This window comes from Enterobacter cloacae complex sp. EB5 (genome assembly GCF_031432835.1).
GTDB lineage: Bacteria > Pseudomonadota > Gammaproteobacteria > Enterobacterales > Enterobacteriaceae > Enterobacter > Enterobacter hormaechei_C.
This window is the reverse complement of sequence record NZ_CP133860.1, coordinates 4,214,690-4,229,904: the sequence shown is the minus strand read 5'-3', so window position 1 is coordinate 4,229,904 and position 15,215 is coordinate 4,214,690. Positions and strand designations below refer to the sequence as shown.

Below are 15,215 nucleotides of genomic sequence, written 5' to 3'. Positions count from 1 at the left end.
CGAGGCATCTGCCTCGCGTTTGTCTTTACAGCAGCGGCTTTTGTCCGCGCTGCAACCAGCGTAGCAGCAGGCGATCCGCGCTTTCTGCCGCGCTATTGGTAAAACGGTCGAGCAGGCGCTTGCGTCGGGTGAAGCGCACCCCCACCAGCTCACGGCCTTCCATCAGGTTGAGCAGGAGGTCGTCGCTGGTACCCACTTCATCCACCAGCCCTTTCTCCTGCGCCTGCGTGCCGTACCAGTGTTCGCCCGTAGCCACTTGCTCAATGTCCAGCGTTGGACGCATGCGGTGCACGAAATCCTTGAACAGATGGTGGGTTTCGTTCAGATCTTCCCGGAACTTCTGCCGTCCCTCTTCGGTATTTTCGCCGAGCAGCGTCAGCGTACGTTTGTACTGACCCGCCGTATGCAGTTCGATGTCGATCTCTTTATTTTTCAGGAAACGATTGAAGTTAGGGATCTGCGCGACCACCCCAATCGAGCCGATAATGGAGAACGGTGCCGCGACGATTTTATCCGCCACGCACGCCATCATATAACCGCCACTCGCCGCGACCTTATCTACCGCAACGGTGAGCGGGATCTGTTTATCACGCAGACGCTGTAACTGCGACGCCGCCAGTCCATACCCATGCACTACGCCGCCCGGGCTTTCAAGACGCACCACCACCTGATCCTGGGCTGTCGCCACGGCCAGCACCGCCGTCACTTCTTCACGCAGAGAGGAGACCTCATGCGCATCCATGCTACCTTTAAAATCGAGCACATATACGCGCGGTTTTGCGTCAGCCTGTGGCGTGGCGAGCTTAGCTTTCGCCTTCGCAGCTTTGGCGTCCTGCTTGTGTTTTTTCTTCTGGGCTTTTAGCCACAGCTTCTGTTGATGATCGTCAAGCAGCGCCAGAGACATCTCCTCCTGCATCTCTTTATACTGCTCGCTCAGGCGGGTAATGCGTAACTCACCACGCTGACGCTTACGCTGCGTCAGGTTGACAATCAGGACGGCAATCACCGCGACAGCAATAACCACCGTCGCGATTTTGGCCAAAAACAACCCATACTGAGAAAGTAATTCCACGCGTTCCACCTTGATTTAACCACGAATCTTTCACGCCAGTGTACAACAGCCCTGTGCAGGCGTCTCGCTCTGGACATTACCTCTGCGAGGCGGCTTCAGGAATCCCCCGTTTCTGGTTTAAATCTTTGCAAATTGTTAATTTACCAGCGATCTGTCCTGTAGACTGATTGAATTCTGACGCTGTTTCGGGCATAAAGCCGAAAAGTCATTAATAAAGGTGCAAGTCACGCCCAATGCGCCTGAGGAGCCACCGTGCATTATCAGCCACAAAAAAACCTTCTACAGAACCGCATCATTCTGGTTACCGGTGCCAGCGACGGGATTGGTCGCGAAGCGGCGCTGACCTATTCTGAATACGGTGCGAGCCTTATTCTGCTGGGACGTAATGAAGAAAAGCTTAAGGCCGTCGCCCGTGAAATCGAAAACGCCGGCGGTACCCCCACGCCCTGGTATACGCTCGATCTGCTGACCTGCACGCCCGCGTCATGTCAGGCCCTTGCCCAGCGCATAAGTACGCATTATCCGCGTCTGGACGGCGTACTGCACAATGCGGGGTTACTGGGCGAAGTGCGCCCGATGGATGAACAGGATCCGGAGATTTGGCAGCAGGTGATGCAGGTTAACGTCAACGGGACGTTTTTCATGACCCAGGCCTTGCTTCCTTTATTACTCAACTCCGATTCCGGCTCGCTGGTCTTTACCTCCTCCAGCGTGGGGCGTCAGGGGCGTGCGAACTGGGGGGCTTACGCCGTCTCAAAATTTGCCACCGAAGGAATGATGCAGGTGCTGGCCGAAGAGTACCAAAGCCGCCACCTGCGGGTTAACTGTATTAACCCGGGCGGTACGCGCACCAAAATGCGCGCCAGCGCCTTCCCGACAGAAGATCCGCAGAAGCTTAAAACCCCGGCCGATATCATGCCCCTTTACCTGTGGCTGATGGGTGACGACAGCCGTCGCAAAACCGGAATGACCTTCGATGCCCAGCCAGGCCGCAAACCGGGGATATCGCAATGAGTGAAGATCGTCATCAGCAGCGCCAGCAGCGTCTGAAAGAACAGGTTAATGCACGCGTGGCGGCCGCTCAGGACGAGCGCGGTATCCTCATCGTGTTCACCGGCAACGGCAAAGGCAAAACCACCGCCGCCTTTGGGACCGCCACCCGCGCAGTCGGGCATGGGCAGAAAGTGGGCGTGATCCAGTTTATCAAGGGTGAATGGCCCAACGGCGAGCGTAATCTGCTCGAGCCGCATGGCGTTGAGTTTCAGGTGATGGCGACCGGTTTTACCTGGGATACCCAGAACCGGGAAACCGATACCGCAGCCTGCCTCGCCGTCTGGGAGCATGCCAAAAGAATGCTTTCAGACCCGTCGCTGAACATGGTGTTGCTGGATGAGATCACCTATATGGTCGCCTACGACTACCTGCCGCTGGAGGCCGTGCTGGCTGCCCTGAAAAACCGCCCAGCGAATCAGACGGTTATCGTCACGGGGCGCGGGTGTCATCGGGACATTCTGGAGCTGGCTGATACCGTCAGCGAGCTGCGTCCGGTTAAGCATGCGTTCGATGCGGGTATCAAAGCGCAAATGGGGATTGATTACTGAAGAAAAAAAGCCCGGTATACTCACCGGGCTTTTCAATTAACCGTTGTTATTACGGCTGCCAGAGCGGCGATTGCTACTAACCTGGCTGTGACGCTTCACCGCACGGCGGATCTGATTCGCCTTCATGCGACGACGATCTTTCTCTACCGCCACTTTCGACGTGGTTTCTGGCGTCAGGCCAACCAGATCGCGCAGGTAGTTGGTTTGCGTCAGATCCAGTTCAGTATAGCCGCCACGTGGCAGGCCTTTCGGCAGCAGAATGTCGCCATAGCGGACGCGAATCAAGCGACTCACCTGGACACCGACCGCTTCCCACAGACGACGCACCTCGCGGTTACGTCCCTCTGTCAGGGTAACGTTGTACCACTGGTTAATGCCTTCACCACCGGTAAACTTGATGGTTTTGAACGCCGCAGGGCCGTCTTCCAGCTGAACGCCACGCGACAGGTCGCGCAGTTTGTTCTCATCAACCTGGCCGAAAACACGAACGGCGTATTCACGTTCCACTTCACGACTCGGGTGCATCAGACGGTTTGCCAGTTCACCGTCGGTGGTGAACAGCAGCAGGCCGCAGGTGTTCACGTCCAGACGCCCTACGGCAATCCAACGGGCGCCACGCAGTTTTGGCAGACGGTCAAACACCGTCGGGCGGCCTTCCGGATCGTTGCGGGTACACAGTTCGCCTTCCGGCTTGTAGTAAGCCAGCACGCGGCAGATCTGTTCAGCAGACTCTTTCACGGAGATAAGATGGCCGTCAATGCGGATCTTCAGCCCCGGTACGATTTCAACGCGGTCACCGAGCGTGGCGATTTTACCGTCCACACTCACGCGGCCTGCTTCAATAATGGCTTCGATTTCACGGCGCGAACCGTGGCCGGCACGCGCCAGCACTTTCTGTAACTTCTCGCTCATTGAGCTTCCTCAGGTGTCGCCTTCACAGGCGTCGAATCAGGTCAATAACAGGGCGGCGCCCTGCTTTGATGGCCGCGTAGTATATCTGCTTACACCCTTACAAGAAAGGCTTAACATCGCCCACGCCTTCACGAATCACTTCTGGCGCGTCTTCGGTGAGATCCACCACGGTGGTCGGCTGCTGGCCAAGATAGCCGCCATGAATAATCAGCTCTACCACCTTCTCCAGACGATCTTTGATCTCTTCCGGGTCGGACTCGGTAAACTCACTGCCCGGCAGCATCAGCGATGTGGAGAGCATCGGCTCGCCGAGGGTTTCCAGCAGCGCCTGGGCAATCGGGTTCGACGGTACGCGCATGCCGATGGTTTTACGTTTTTCCTGCAACAGACGACGCGGTACCTCTTTTGTCCCTTTCAGAATGAAGGTGTAGTTACCGGGCGTGTTGTTCTTAATCAGGCGAAAGGCCACGTTATCAACATAAGCATAGGTCGACAGCTCAGAGAGATCGCGACACATCAGGGTAAAGTTGTGGCCGTCCGGCAGCTGGCGGATGCGACAGATGCGCTCCATCGCCCCTTTGTCCTCGATTTTACAGCCCAGCGCATAGCCAGAATCGGTTGGGTAGACAATAACGCCGCCTTTGCGGACGATCTCCACGGCCTGATTAATCAGACGTGGCTGGGGGTTATCCGGATGGATATAGAAAAACTGACTCATACTTCCCTCTCTTCAATTTGCTGTGGCTGTTCCCAGAGCTGCCAGACAGGCTCAACGCCCGCGGGTAACCAGAGCTTGCGCCCCAGTTCAATCCACGCGCAGGGCTGATGGAAATCTGAACCCTGTGACCCAAGCAGACCAAACTGACGGGCGTAGGTCGCGAGCTGCGACCGCTCATTGGGTGCCTGCTGACACTGGGCAACTTCCATCGCCTCACCGCCGCATTCGGCAAAGTGCGCCAGCAGCCTTTTCAGCCATTTAGCAGAAAGATTATACCGCCCCGGATGGGCCAGCACGGCCTTACCGCCAGAATGATGAATCACATCAATAGCTTGTTTTATTGTACACCACTGTGGGGGAACGTATCCGGTTTTCCCGCGCGCCAGATACTTTTTAAAGACATTCGCCATGGTCGTCGCCTTACCGGCATCCACCAGAAAACGGGCGAAATGGCCGCGCGTCACCGCCCCACCGTTCGCCAGCTTTCGCGCGCCTTCCAGCGCACCGGGAATATGCGCTTTTTCCAGACGTTCGCCAATCATCTCCGCGCGTTGATTGCGGCGTGTTTTTTGTTCCTGCAAAAAAGCACGCATGGCCGGATGTTCCGTATCGATGTTCAGGCCAACGATATGAATTTCGTGGTTTTCCCAGACCGTCGAGATCTCGACCCCGGCCACCAGATCCAGCGCCAGTCCGCTGCGGGCAATCTCGGCGCGCGCGGCGGGAATGCCGTCAGTGGTATCGTGATCGGTTATTGCCAGCGTGCCGACACGCATTTCAACGGCGCGATGGACCAGGGCTTCGGGTGTCAGCAGGCCATCTGAAGCCTGCGTATGGCTGTGTAAATCATAAATTACGGCGTAGGTGGTATCGCTCAAAGCACTTCCCATAACAGGTTGGAGACATCCGAAGCCCCTATGATACCGACTAACCGTGAAATACTGAAATCAGGGGTTGACAACACGCCATCGAACTAGTTAACTAGTACGCAAGTTCACACGAGAAAGGTATCTGAAAATGACAGCACATTTCGCTCTGCACGGTTGGTGGCGTACTTCCTGATCTTCGGGCAGTGTCACACGTCTGCGATAAGCAAACAGATACCCGGCCCGCTACCCAGCGGGCTTTTTTTTGAACAGAATATGAGAACAACAACATGCAAACAGCCAAACCCCACCTCGAACTGCTGACCTGCGAGGCGGCCTATCGCCATAACCCTACCGCGCTGTTTCATCAGGTGTGCGGCGCACGTCCCGCGACGCTGCTGCTGGAATCTGCTGACATTGACAGCAAGGACGATCTTAAAAGCCTGCTGCTGGTTGACAGCGCGCTGCGCATTACCGCGTCGGGTGACACCGTCACTATCAAGGCGTTATCTGAGAATGGCGCATCGCTGCTGCCGCTGCTGGATACGGCTCTGCCTTCAGGCATTGAAAATGAGCGTCATCCGGACCTGCGAATTCTGCATTTCCCACCGGTAAGCCAGCTGCTGGATGAGGATGCCCGCCTCTGCTCGCTCTCCGTTTTTGACGCCTTCCGTCTGCTGCAAAATCTGGTGGCCATGCCGGAAGATGAGCGCGAAGCGATGTTCTTTGGCGGGCTGTTTGCTTACGACCTGGTTGCTGGCTTTGAAGATTTACCGGAAACCGAGCAGGGTAACCGCTGCCCGGACTACTGCTTCTACCTGGCCGAAACCCTGCTGGTGATCGACCATCAGAAAAAATACACCCGCATCCAGGCTAGCCTGTTCACGCCGTCTGTGTCTGAGAAAAATCGCCTCGCGCAGCGCATAGCCCAACTGCAACAGCAGATGTCGGAAGCACCGCCCGCGCTGCCGGTGCAGCGTGTTGAAAAGATGACCTGCGAGGTGAGTCAGACCGACGATCAGTACGGCGCGGTGGTGCGTCAGATGCAAAAAGCGATTCGTGCCGGGGAGATTTTCCAGGTGGTGCCGTCCCGTCGCTTTTCACTGCCCTGCCCGTCGCCGCTGGCGGCTTACGATGTGCTGAAAAAGAGCAACCCAAGCCCGTACATGTTCTTTATGCAGGACAATGATTTCACTCTGTTTGGCGCGTCGCCGGAAAGCTCCCTCAAGTACGACGCTACCAGCCGCCAGATTGAGATCTACCCGATAGCGGGAACCCGTCCACGTGGCCGTCGTGCCGATGGCTCCCTGGACCGCGATCTCGACAGCCGCATCGAACTGGAAATGCGTACCGACCATAAAGAGCTCTCCGAACACCTGATGCTGGTTGACCTGGCGCGTAACGATCTGGCACGCATTTGCACGCCAGGCAGCCGCTACGTGGCGGACCTGACCAAAGTCGACCGCTACTCCTTCGTCATGCACCTGGTCTCCCGGGTGGTGGGTGAACTGCGCCACGACCTCGACGTTCTGCACGCCTACCGCGCCTGCATGAACATGGGCACCCTGAGCGGCGCGCCGAAAGTCCGCGCTATGCAGCTGATCGCCGAAGCGGAAGGACGCCGTCGCGGCAGCTACGGTGGTGCCGTGGGCTATTTCACCGCTCACGGTGACCTTGATACCTGCATCGTGATCCGCTCCGCCTACGTTGAGGACGGCATTGCCACCGTCCAGGCCGGGGCCGGGATTGTGCTGGATTCTGTTCCGCAGTCGGAAGCCGACGAAACCCGCAGTAAAGCGCGCGCGGTACTGCGCGCCATTGCTACCGCACACCATGCACAGGAGATTTTCTGATGGCTGACATTCTGCTGCTCGATAATATCGACTCCTTTACCTACAACCTGGCAGATCAGCTGCGTGCGAATGGTCACAACGTCGTTATCTATCGCAACCACGTTCCGGCCCAGACGCTGATTGACCGTCTGGCGACCATGCAAAACCCGGTGCTGATGCTCTCCCCGGGGCCAGGCGCACCGAGCGAAGCAGGCTGTATGCCTGAGCTGTTGACCCGTATGCGCGGCAAGCTGCCGATTATCGGCATCTGCCTTGGCCACCAGGCGATTGTCGAAGCCTACGGCGGTTACGTGGGTCAGGCGGGGGAGATCCTGCATGGTAAAGCGTCAAGTATTGAACATGACGGTCAGGCGATGTTTGCCGGGCTGCCGAACCCGCTTCCGGTAGCGCGTTACCACTCGCTGGTCGGCAGCAATATTCCGGCCGGGCTGACCATTAACGCCTCGTTTGAAGGGATGGTGATGGCGGTGCGTCATGATGCGGATCGCGTCTGCGGAATGCAGTTCCACCCGGAATCTATCCTGACGTCCAACGGCGCGCGCCTGCTGGAGCAAACGCTCGACTGGGCGCTGCAAAAGCTGGAGCAGACCAACACCCTGCAACCGATTCTGGAAAAACTGTATCAGGCCCAGACCCTGAGCCAGCAGGAGAGCCACCAGCTGTTCTCCGCCGTCGTGCGCGGTGAGCTGAAGCCTGAGCAGCTGGCCGCTGCGCTGGTGAGCATGAAGGTACGCGGCGAAAGCCCACAGGAGATCGCCGGTGCGGCAACCGCGCTGCTGGAAAATGCCGCCCCGTTCCCGCGCCCGGACTATCCGTTTGCCGATATTGTCGGGACCGGTGGCGACGGCAGTAACAGTATCAATATTTCCACTGCCAGCGCCTTTGTGGCCGCGGCATGCGGTCTGAAAGTGGCGAAACACGGCAACCGCAGCGTGTCCAGCCGTTCCGGATCGTCCGACCTGCTGGCGGCTTTCGGTATCAACCTGGACATGAACGCCGAGCGTTCCCGTGAAGCGCTGGATGATCTGGGCGTCTGTTTCCTGTTCGCGCCGAAGTATCACACCGGTTTCCGCCACGCGATGCCGGTTCGCCAGCAGCTTAAAACCCGCACGCTGTTTAACGTGCTCGGTCCACTCATTAACCCGGCGCACCCGCCGCTGGCGCTGATTGGCGTTTACAGCCCGGAGCTGGTCCTGCCGATTGCGGAGACGCTGCGCGTCCTCGGTTACCAACGCGCCGCCGTGGTACACAGCGGCGGGATGGATGAAGTTTCCCTGCATGCGCCCACGCTGGTGGCGGAACTGAATAACGGCGAAGTGCTGAACTATCAGCTTGAGGCCGCTGACTTCGGGTTGACCCCGTACCATCAGAACGCCCTGGCGGGCGGCACGCCGGAAGAAAACCGTGACATTCTCACGCGCTTATTACAAGGTAAAGGTGAGGCCGCCCATGAGGCCGCCGTGGCGGCCAACGTAGCCATGCTGATGCGTTTACATGGCGAGGAAGATCTGAAAGCCAACGCCCAAAAAGTTCTGGACGTACTGCGCTCCGGTGCAGCTTACGATCGCGTTACCGCACTTGCGGCAAGAGGGTAAATAATGCAGACCGTTTTAGCGAAAATCGTCGCCGATAAGGCCATCTGGGTGGAAGCCCGTAAGCAACAGCAGCCGCTCGCCAGTTTTCAGAATGATGTCGTTCCGAGCAGCCGTCGTTTTTATGATGCGCTCCAGGGCGCGCGTACCGCGTTTATTCTGGAGTGTAAAAAAGCGTCTCCGTCCAAAGGCGTGATCCGCGACGATTTCGACCCGGCGCGTATTGCCGGTATCTACAAGCATCATGCGTCTGCCATTTCTGTGCTGACGGATGAGAAATATTTCCAGGGCAGCTTCGATTTTCTGCCCGTAGTCAGCGGCATCGCGCCGCAGCCGATTCTGTGCAAAGACTTTATTATCGACCCGTATCAGATCTGGCTGGCGCGCTTTTACCAGGCCGATGCCTGCCTGCTGATGCTCTCCGTGCTGGATGACGAGCAGTATCGCCAGCTCTCCGCCGTCGCGCACAGCCTGAATATGGGCGTGCTGACCGAAGTAAGCAACGAAGAGGAGCTGGAGCGCGCCATCGCGCTGGAAGCCAAAGTGGTCGGCATTAACAACCGCGACCTGCGCGACCTGTCGATTGACCTCAACCGTACGCGCCAGCTTGCGCCGCGTCTGGGCGCGGGCGTCACGGTGATCAGCGAATCCGGGATTAACAGCTACGCTCAGGTGCGCGAACTCAGCCACTTTGCCAACGGTTTCCTGATCGGCTCCGCGATGATGGAACACGAAGACCTTAACGCGGCCGTGCGCCGCGTACTGTTGGGTGAGAACAAAGTCTGCGGCCTGAACCGTGAACAGGATGCGCAGGCCGCATATGAAGCGGGCGCAATCTATGGTGGTCTGATCTTTGTTGAGTCCTCTCCTCGCGCAGTAAATGAGGAACAGGCGCGCAAGGTGATCGCGGCTGCGCCACTGAGCTACGTGGGCGTGTTCCGCAATGCGGATATTAACGACATTGCAGCTAAAGCGGACGCGTTATCCCTGAGCGCAGTTCAGCTGCACGGCGATGAAGATCAGGCGTACATCGATGCTCTGCGACATGTTCTGGCGCCTCAGGTTCAGATCTGGAAAGCGCAAAGCGTTGGCGCCACCCTGCCCGCGCGTAACCTGAAGCATGTTGATAAATACGTGCTCGACAACGGCCAGGGCGGCACCGGGCAGCGTTTCGACTGGTCACTGCTGCGTGGCGAAGTGCTGGACAATGTCCTGCTGGCGGGGGGATTAAGCCCCGATAACTGTGTGGAAGCGGCCAAAACCGGCTGCGCCGGCCTCGATTTCAATTCAGGCGTAGAGTCCCAACCGGGCATAAAAGACGCCAGCAAGCTGGCATCGGTATTTAAAACTCTGCGTGCATATTAAGGAAGAGAAGATGACGACATTACTTAACCCGTATTTTGGTGAGTTCGGTGGGATGTATGTCCCACAAATCCTGATGCCCGCGCTGCGCCAGCTGGAAGAAGCGTTTGTGAGCGCACAGAAAGATCCGGCGTTTCAGGCGGAGTTTACTGACCTGCTGAAAAACTACGCCGGTCGTCCGACGGCGCTGACCAAATGCCGCAACCTGACCGAAGGCACCAAAACCACGCTGTATCTTAAGCGTGAAGATCTGCTGCACGGGGGCGCGCATAAAACTAACCAGGTGCTTGGCCAGGCGCTGCTCGCGAAGCGGATGGGTAAAACCGAAATCATCGCCGAAACCGGCGCGGGACAGCACGGTGTGGCCTCAGCGCTCGCCAGCGCCCTGCTCGGTCTGAAATGCCGCATTTACATGGGGGCGAAGGACGTTGAGCGCCAGTCGCCAAACGTGTTCCGTATGCGTCTGATGGGGGCGGAAGTGATCCCGGTGCACAGCGGTTCTGCCACGCTGAAAGATGCCTGTAATGAAGCGCTGCGCGACTGGTCTGGCAGCTACGAAACCGCCCACTACATGCTCGGTACCGCCGCGGGCCCGCACCCGTTCCCGACCATCGTGCGTGAATTCCAGCGCATGATCGGCGAAGAGACTAAAGCGCAGATCCTTGAAAAAGAGGGTCGCCTGCCGGATGCGGTGATCGCCTGCGTTGGCGGCGGATCTAACGCCATCGGCATGTTTGCCGATTTTATCGACGAAACCAGCGTTGGGCTGATTGGCGTTGAGCCTGCCGGCCACGGCATTGAAACGGGCGAGCACGGAGCGCCGCTGAAGCATGGCCGCGTAGGGATCTACTTCGGCATGAAGGCCCCGATGATGCAGACTGATGAAGGGCAGATTGAGGAGTCTTACTCAATCTCTGCCGGACTGGATTTCCCGTCCGTAGGGCCGCAGCACGCGTTCCTCAACAGCACCGGCCGCGCGGATTATGTCTCCATCACCGATGACGAAGCGCTGGAGGCCTTCAAAACGCTGTGCCGCAATGAAGGGATCATCCCGGCGCTGGAGTCTTCCCACGCGCTGGCGCATGCGCTGAAAATGATGAAGGAAAACCCGGAAAAAGAGCAGCTGCTGGTGGTAAACCTTTCCGGTCGCGGTGACAAAGATATCTTCACCGTTCACGATATTCTGAAAGCACGAGGGGAAATCTGATGGAACGCTACGACAACGCATTTGCACAACTGAAAGCTCGCCAGGAAGGCGCCTTCGTTCCCTTCGTGACGCTGGGCGACCCCGGCCCGGAGCAGTCGCTGAAGATTATCGACACCCTGATTGATGCCGGTGCCGACGCGCTGGAGCTCGGTATTCCGTTCTCCGATCCGCTGGCGGATGGCCCGACCATTCAGAACGCAACGCTACGCGCGTTTGCCGCGGGCGTGACGCCGAGCCAGTGCTTTGAAATGCTGGCGGCGATCCGTCAGAAGCACCCGACCATTCCGATCGGCCTGCTGATGTACGCCAACCTGGTGTTCAGCCGCGGTATTGATGCGTTTTACGCCGAGTGCGCCCGCGTGGGCGTTGACTCCGTGCTGGTGGCTGACGTGCCCGTTGAAGAGTCTGCGCCGTTCCGTCAGGCGGCAATGCGCCACAACGTCGCGCCGATTTTCATCTGTCCGCCGAATGCCGATGACGATCTGTTGCGCCAGATTGCCTCTTACGGACGGGGTTACACTTACCTGCTCTCCCGTGCGGGCGTCACCGGTGCGGAAAATAAAGCCGCGCTGCCGCTGCATCATCTGGTGGAGAAGCTGGCCGAATACCATGCTGCACCGCCGCTTCAGGGCTTTGGTATTTCCTCGCCGGATCAGGTTACTGCGGCGATTGACGCGAAAGCCGCCGGGGCCATTTCCGGTTCGGCTATCGTGAAAATCATCGAGAAGAACGTGGATAAGCCAGAGCAGATGCTGGCTGAGTTACACGCATTCGTCACATCCATGAAAGCGGCCACGCGCAAGGCGTAACCGTTAACACCGTCTGGCCCCGGCGTCAGGCGGTTTTCCCTTCTCTCTTCCTGAAAGCAGCAGGTCAAAATTGATCCTGTCGATATTTTCGGTGTGAATGACTTTCCAAACTTTCGCGTAAGCGTATGATCTGGGCTCTTTTTAGCGTTACCCTTCTGAGTTCAGAGGTTATTCATGTCATGGCATTCCTTCAAACAGACTTATCTGGTTAAGTTCTGGTCACCTGTTCCGGCCGTTATCGCGGCAGGCATTCTTTCTACCTATTATTTCGGTATTACCGGCACCTTCTGGGCTGTTACGGGCGAGTTTACCCGCTGGGGTGGGCAGCTATTACAGCTGGCTGGCGTTCATGCCGAAGAGTGGGGCTACTTCAAACTGATCCATCTTGAGGGCACACCGCTGACCCGCATCGACGGGATGATGATCATTGGCATGTTCGGCGGCTGTTTTGCGGCTGCGCTGTGGGCCAACAACGTTAAGTTGCGCATGCCGAAAAGCCGCATCCGCATTTTGCAGGCCGTGGTCGGCGGTATCATTGCCGGGTTTGGCGCCCGCCTGGCGATGGGCTGTAACCTTGCCGCGTTCTTTACCGGTATTCCGCAGTTCTCGCTGCATGCCTGGTTCTTTGCCGTCGCCACCGCTATCGGCTCCTACTTCGGTGCTAAATTCACCCTGCTGCCGCTGTTCCGCATTCCGGTGAAAATGACGAAAGTTAGCGCTGCCTCTCCGTTAACGCAAAAGCCCGATCAGGCGCGTCGTCGCTTCCGCCTCGGTATGCTGGTCTTTTTTGCCATGGTTGCCTGGGCGATTTGCACGGCAATGAATCAGCCAAAACTCGGCCTGGCCATGCTGTTCGGCGTCGGTTTTGGTCTGCTGATTGAACGTGCGCAGATCTGCTTTACCTCCGCATTTCGCGATATGTGGATCACCGGACGCACCATGATGGCGAAGGCGATCATTGCTGGTATGGCCGTGAGCGCAATTGGCATCTTCAGCTATGTTCAGCTCGGCGTGGAACCAAAAATCATGTGGGCGGGCCCAAATGCCGTGATTGGCGGGCTGCTGTTTGGTTTTGGCATCGTGCTGGCGGGCGGGTGTGAAACCGGCTGGATGTATCGCGCCGTGGAAGGTCAGGTGCATTACTGGTGGGTGGGTCTGGGTAACGTGATTGGCTCTACCCTTCTGGCCTGCTACTGGGATGACGTCTCGCCGGTACTGGCAACAAACTGGGACAAGGTCAACCTGCTGAAAACCTTTGGTCCACTCGGGGGACTCCTGGTGACCTACGCCCTGCTGCTCATCGCCTTCTTGCTGGTTGTTGCACAAGAGAAGCGCTTCTTCCGGCGTGCCACCGTCAAAACTGAAACTCAGGAGAATGCCGCATGAAAGAGATCGTGCCTGACTATCGTCTCGATATGGTGGGGGAACCTTGTCCTTACCCGGCCGTCGCCACGCTTGAAGCGCTACCGCAGTTAAAGAAAGGCGAAATTCTGGAAGTGGTGAGCGATTGCCCCCAGTCGATCAATAACATTCCGCTTGATGCCAAAAATCACGGCTATACCGTGCTGGATATCCAGCAGGATGGACCAACCATTCGTTATTTAATTCAGAAGTGATTGCACGATCGAAAAAGGCCTCTCAGAGGCCTTTTCTAGTTTACTGGCTTTGGCCACCGTCGTCGTCTGAGCTTCGGCAGGCATGAATGAATGGTGAGACGTGTTCCGCAAACGGAACAGATAGCACCGTGAGGTAGGCTATGTGCTGGGCTGAACGTCGTGAACTGAAACTGTTTACCTGCACAAACCGGACACTCAAATTTGATGTTGGGGATATCCCCTCCAGCCAGGTGTGTGGAACAACCACCATACAGCAATCACTGGCTGACAGGGGATATATCTTCTGTCAGAAACGATAGCCTGCTGAGAACATAAATACCCACGGATCCAGACGAGTATTGATACTTTGCTGCTGGCCGCCCGCTTTAAAGCGCACGTCCGTATCAATGTCCATATACCAGACCGAGGCGTTGATCAGCCAGTCACGGTTAATCATATAATCCAGACCAACCTGCCCCGCCATGCCCCACGAGTCTTTCAGGCTGAGATCGGAGAGCCCGGCCTCTTTACCGGTATCGTTAAATTTCTCATCAAAGAAGGTGGTGTAGTTAACGCCTGCACCAATATATGGGCGCACCTTGCTGCTGGAATCGCCGAAGTACCACTGCGCCATCAGCGTTGGTGGTAAATGGTGCACCGTGGCAATGTCCCCGGTCGGTCCTAAACCGACGCGGTGACGGAATGGCGTGGCGGCTAAAAGCTCGACGCCAATGTTATCCGTTGCCATATACGTAAACGTCAGGCCTAACTGGGTGTTATTGCTGACGTTAAACCCGCCCATACCCAGTACATTGTCGGAACCTTCCGTTGGACGCACCGTTGCCGAACCGGCACGAATAAAGAATTCGCCTGCTTCATGCGCGTACGCGCCGCCAGAGAGAGTGCTTAAGATAAGGGCTGCCACCGCTAATTTTTTCATATCCGCTCCATCGTTGTGGTTTTAATTGCGGAGGAGAATATACTCACAAATGAGTAATAAGTGATCTAACACAGATCACATTAAAACCAGTAAGTTAACATTCATTGATCTAGGTTAATTTTTGGTGACGCCTCATAAAGCAATAAGTTGTTACCGCGTCAATTTTTGGCATTTCATGGTTACAAAATTTTCTGTTTTCCCTCTCTTGCGCTTCCTGTAGCGGCTGGATAATTTATCGCTCTCACAATGTGATTTGATGCGTTCTACTTTTGCAGGTGTGCCATGAGTGATCATAACCCGTGCATGACGTGCGGAGCCTGTTGTGCGTATTTTCGAGTCTCTTTCTACTGGGCTGAAGCCAGCGATGGCGGCGGCACCGTTCCGGTTGATCTCACGGAACCCTTGACCCCTTTTCTGCGCTGTATGCGCGGCACCAACCAAAAACAGAGCCGCTGTGTGGCACTGGAAGGTGAACCTGGGGTATCCACCCGCTGCTCCATTTACGCGGATCGCCCCAGCCCGTGTCGCACTTTCGCGATGTCGGGAGAGGATGGGCAGGTCAATGAGGCATGCAATCGCGCCCGCGCCCGCTATGGATTACCGCCGCTTTACAAAGATATGCTTTTCCATACAAGCCTTGATGCTGCCACCAGCGTGTTATCCGGTGTACAATTGCCGGCTAATTAAC

General features: G+C 56.9%; 16 protein-coding genes and 1 other annotated feature. Of the genes, 11 read left to right on the top strand and 5 right to left on the bottom strand.

Annotation, left to right across the window (positions count from 1 at the left end; all coding sequences use genetic code 11):
• Positions 1 to 25 precede the first annotated feature (25 nt).
• Entirely contained in the window at positions 26 to 1,072 is a 1,047-nt protein-coding gene (gene sohB / locus RHN82_RS20350; RefSeq protein ID WP_023296716.1) for a protease SohB, read from the bottom strand.
• A gap of 252 nt (positions 1,073 to 1,324) precedes the next feature.
• Between sohB and RHN82_RS20345 the strand changes: the two genes are divergently transcribed.
• Together RHN82_RS20345 and cobO are read left to right on the top strand one after the other, a co-directional pair.
• Positions 1,325 to 2,086 carry a YciK family oxidoreductase gene (locus RHN82_RS20345; RefSeq protein WP_047051542.1) on the top strand — a complete coding sequence of 254 codons (762 nt, stop codon included), beginning with the start codon at positions 1,325 to 1,327 and terminating at the stop codon, positions 2,084 to 2,086.
• Entirely contained in the window at positions 2,083 to 2,673 is a 591-nt protein-coding gene (cobO, locus tag RHN82_RS20340; protein WP_047051544.1) for a cob(I)yrinic acid a,c-diamide adenosyltransferase, read from the top strand. The genes RHN82_RS20345 and cobO overlap by 4 nt, the downstream gene beginning before the upstream one ends.
• Positions 2,674 to 2,709: 36 nt before the next feature.
• Here the strand turns inward: cobO and rluB are convergent, their stop codons facing one another.
• The 3 genes from rluB to rnm form a co-directional block, all read right to left on the bottom strand.
• Entirely contained in the window at positions 2,710 to 3,585 is an 876-nt protein-coding gene (gene rluB / locus RHN82_RS20335; RefSeq protein ID WP_003856794.1) for a 23S rRNA pseudouridine(2605) synthase RluB, read from the bottom strand.
• A 97-nt stretch (positions 3,586 to 3,682) separates the two neighbouring features.
• The gene (locus RHN82_RS20330) at positions 3,683 to 4,303 is read right to left on the bottom strand and encodes an L-threonylcarbamoyladenylate synthase (protein ID WP_003856793.1); all 621 of its coding nucleotides are present in this window, start codon (positions 4,301 to 4,303) and stop codon (positions 3,683 to 3,685) included.
• A complete protein-coding gene (rnm, locus tag RHN82_RS20325) occupies positions 4,300 to 5,193 on the bottom strand; it encodes an RNase RNM (protein WP_026080677.1) in 894 nt (297 codons plus the stop codon). Before rnm ends, RHN82_RS20330 begins: the two co-directional genes overlap by 4 nt.
• Before the next feature lie 127 nt (positions 5,194 to 5,320).
• Here rnm and trpL point away from each other — a divergent pair, with 127 nt between their 5' ends.
• From trpL to yedF, 8 genes are all read left to right on the top strand, one after another.
• Positions 5,321 to 5,365, top strand: coding sequence for a trp operon leader peptide (gene trpL, locus RHN82_RS20320; protein WP_071524153.1), 45 nt, complete (start codon positions 5,321 to 5,323; stop codon positions 5,363 to 5,365).
• Positions 5,342 to 5,436, top strand: a sequence feature (Trp leader region). Its footprint overlaps the gene before it by 24 nt.
• A 23-nt stretch (positions 5,437 to 5,459) precedes the next feature.
• The gene (locus RHN82_RS20315) at positions 5,460 to 7,022 is read left to right on the top strand and encodes an anthranilate synthase component 1 (protein WP_047051547.1); all 1,563 of its coding nucleotides are present in this window, start codon (positions 5,460 to 5,462) and stop codon (positions 7,020 to 7,022) included.
• The gene (gene trpD, locus RHN82_RS20310; RefSeq protein WP_047051548.1) at positions 7,022 to 8,617 is read left to right on the top strand and encodes a bifunctional anthranilate synthase glutamate amidotransferase component TrpG/anthranilate phosphoribosyltransferase TrpD; all 1,596 of its coding nucleotides are present in this window, start codon (positions 7,022 to 7,024) and stop codon (positions 8,615 to 8,617) included. The genes RHN82_RS20315 and trpD overlap by 1 nt, the downstream gene beginning before the upstream one ends.
• Positions 8,618 to 8,620: 3 nt before the next feature.
• Complete coding sequence (gene trpCF, locus RHN82_RS20305; RefSeq protein ID WP_047051550.1) at positions 8,621 to 9,979, top strand: bifunctional indole-3-glycerol-phosphate synthase TrpC/phosphoribosylanthranilate isomerase TrpF; 1,359 nt, start codon at positions 8,621 to 8,623, stop codon at positions 9,977 to 9,979.
• A gap of 10 nt (positions 9,980 to 9,989) precedes the next feature.
• Positions 9,990 to 11,183, top strand: coding sequence for a tryptophan synthase subunit beta (trpB, locus tag RHN82_RS20300; protein WP_003856780.1), 1,194 nt, complete (start codon positions 9,990 to 9,992; stop codon positions 11,181 to 11,183).
• Positions 11,183 to 11,992 (top strand): tryptophan synthase subunit alpha, encoded by an 810-nt coding sequence (gene trpA, locus RHN82_RS20295; protein WP_015570379.1) that lies wholly within the window; start codon positions 11,183 to 11,185, stop codon positions 11,990 to 11,992. The genes trpB and trpA overlap by 1 nt, the downstream gene beginning before the upstream one ends.
• 174 nt (positions 11,993 to 12,166) lie before the next feature.
• Positions 12,167 to 13,378, top strand: a complete 1,212-nt coding sequence (yedE, locus tag RHN82_RS20290; RefSeq protein WP_047051552.1) for a selenium metabolism membrane protein YedE/FdhT — start codon at positions 12,167 to 12,169, stop codon at positions 13,376 to 13,378.
• A complete protein-coding gene (gene yedF, locus RHN82_RS20285) occupies positions 13,375 to 13,608 on the top strand; it encodes a sulfurtransferase-like selenium metabolism protein YedF (protein ID WP_003856774.1) in 234 nt (77 codons plus the stop codon). Before yedE ends, yedF begins: the two co-directional genes overlap by 4 nt.
• Positions 13,609 to 13,894: 286 nt before the next feature.
• On the opposite strand, the gene ompW is transcribed toward yedF, so the two are convergent.
• Entirely contained in the window at positions 13,895 to 14,527 is a 633-nt protein-coding gene (gene ompW, locus RHN82_RS20280; protein WP_047051554.1) for an outer membrane protein OmpW, read from the bottom strand.
• Between the two features lie 282 nt (positions 14,528 to 14,809).
• Between ompW and RHN82_RS20275 the strand changes: the two genes are divergently transcribed.
• Positions 14,810 to 15,214, top strand: a complete 405-nt coding sequence (locus RHN82_RS20275) for a YkgJ family cysteine cluster protein (protein WP_003856766.1) — start codon at positions 14,810 to 14,812, stop codon at positions 15,212 to 15,214.
• Position 15,215: the final 1 nt, after the last annotated feature.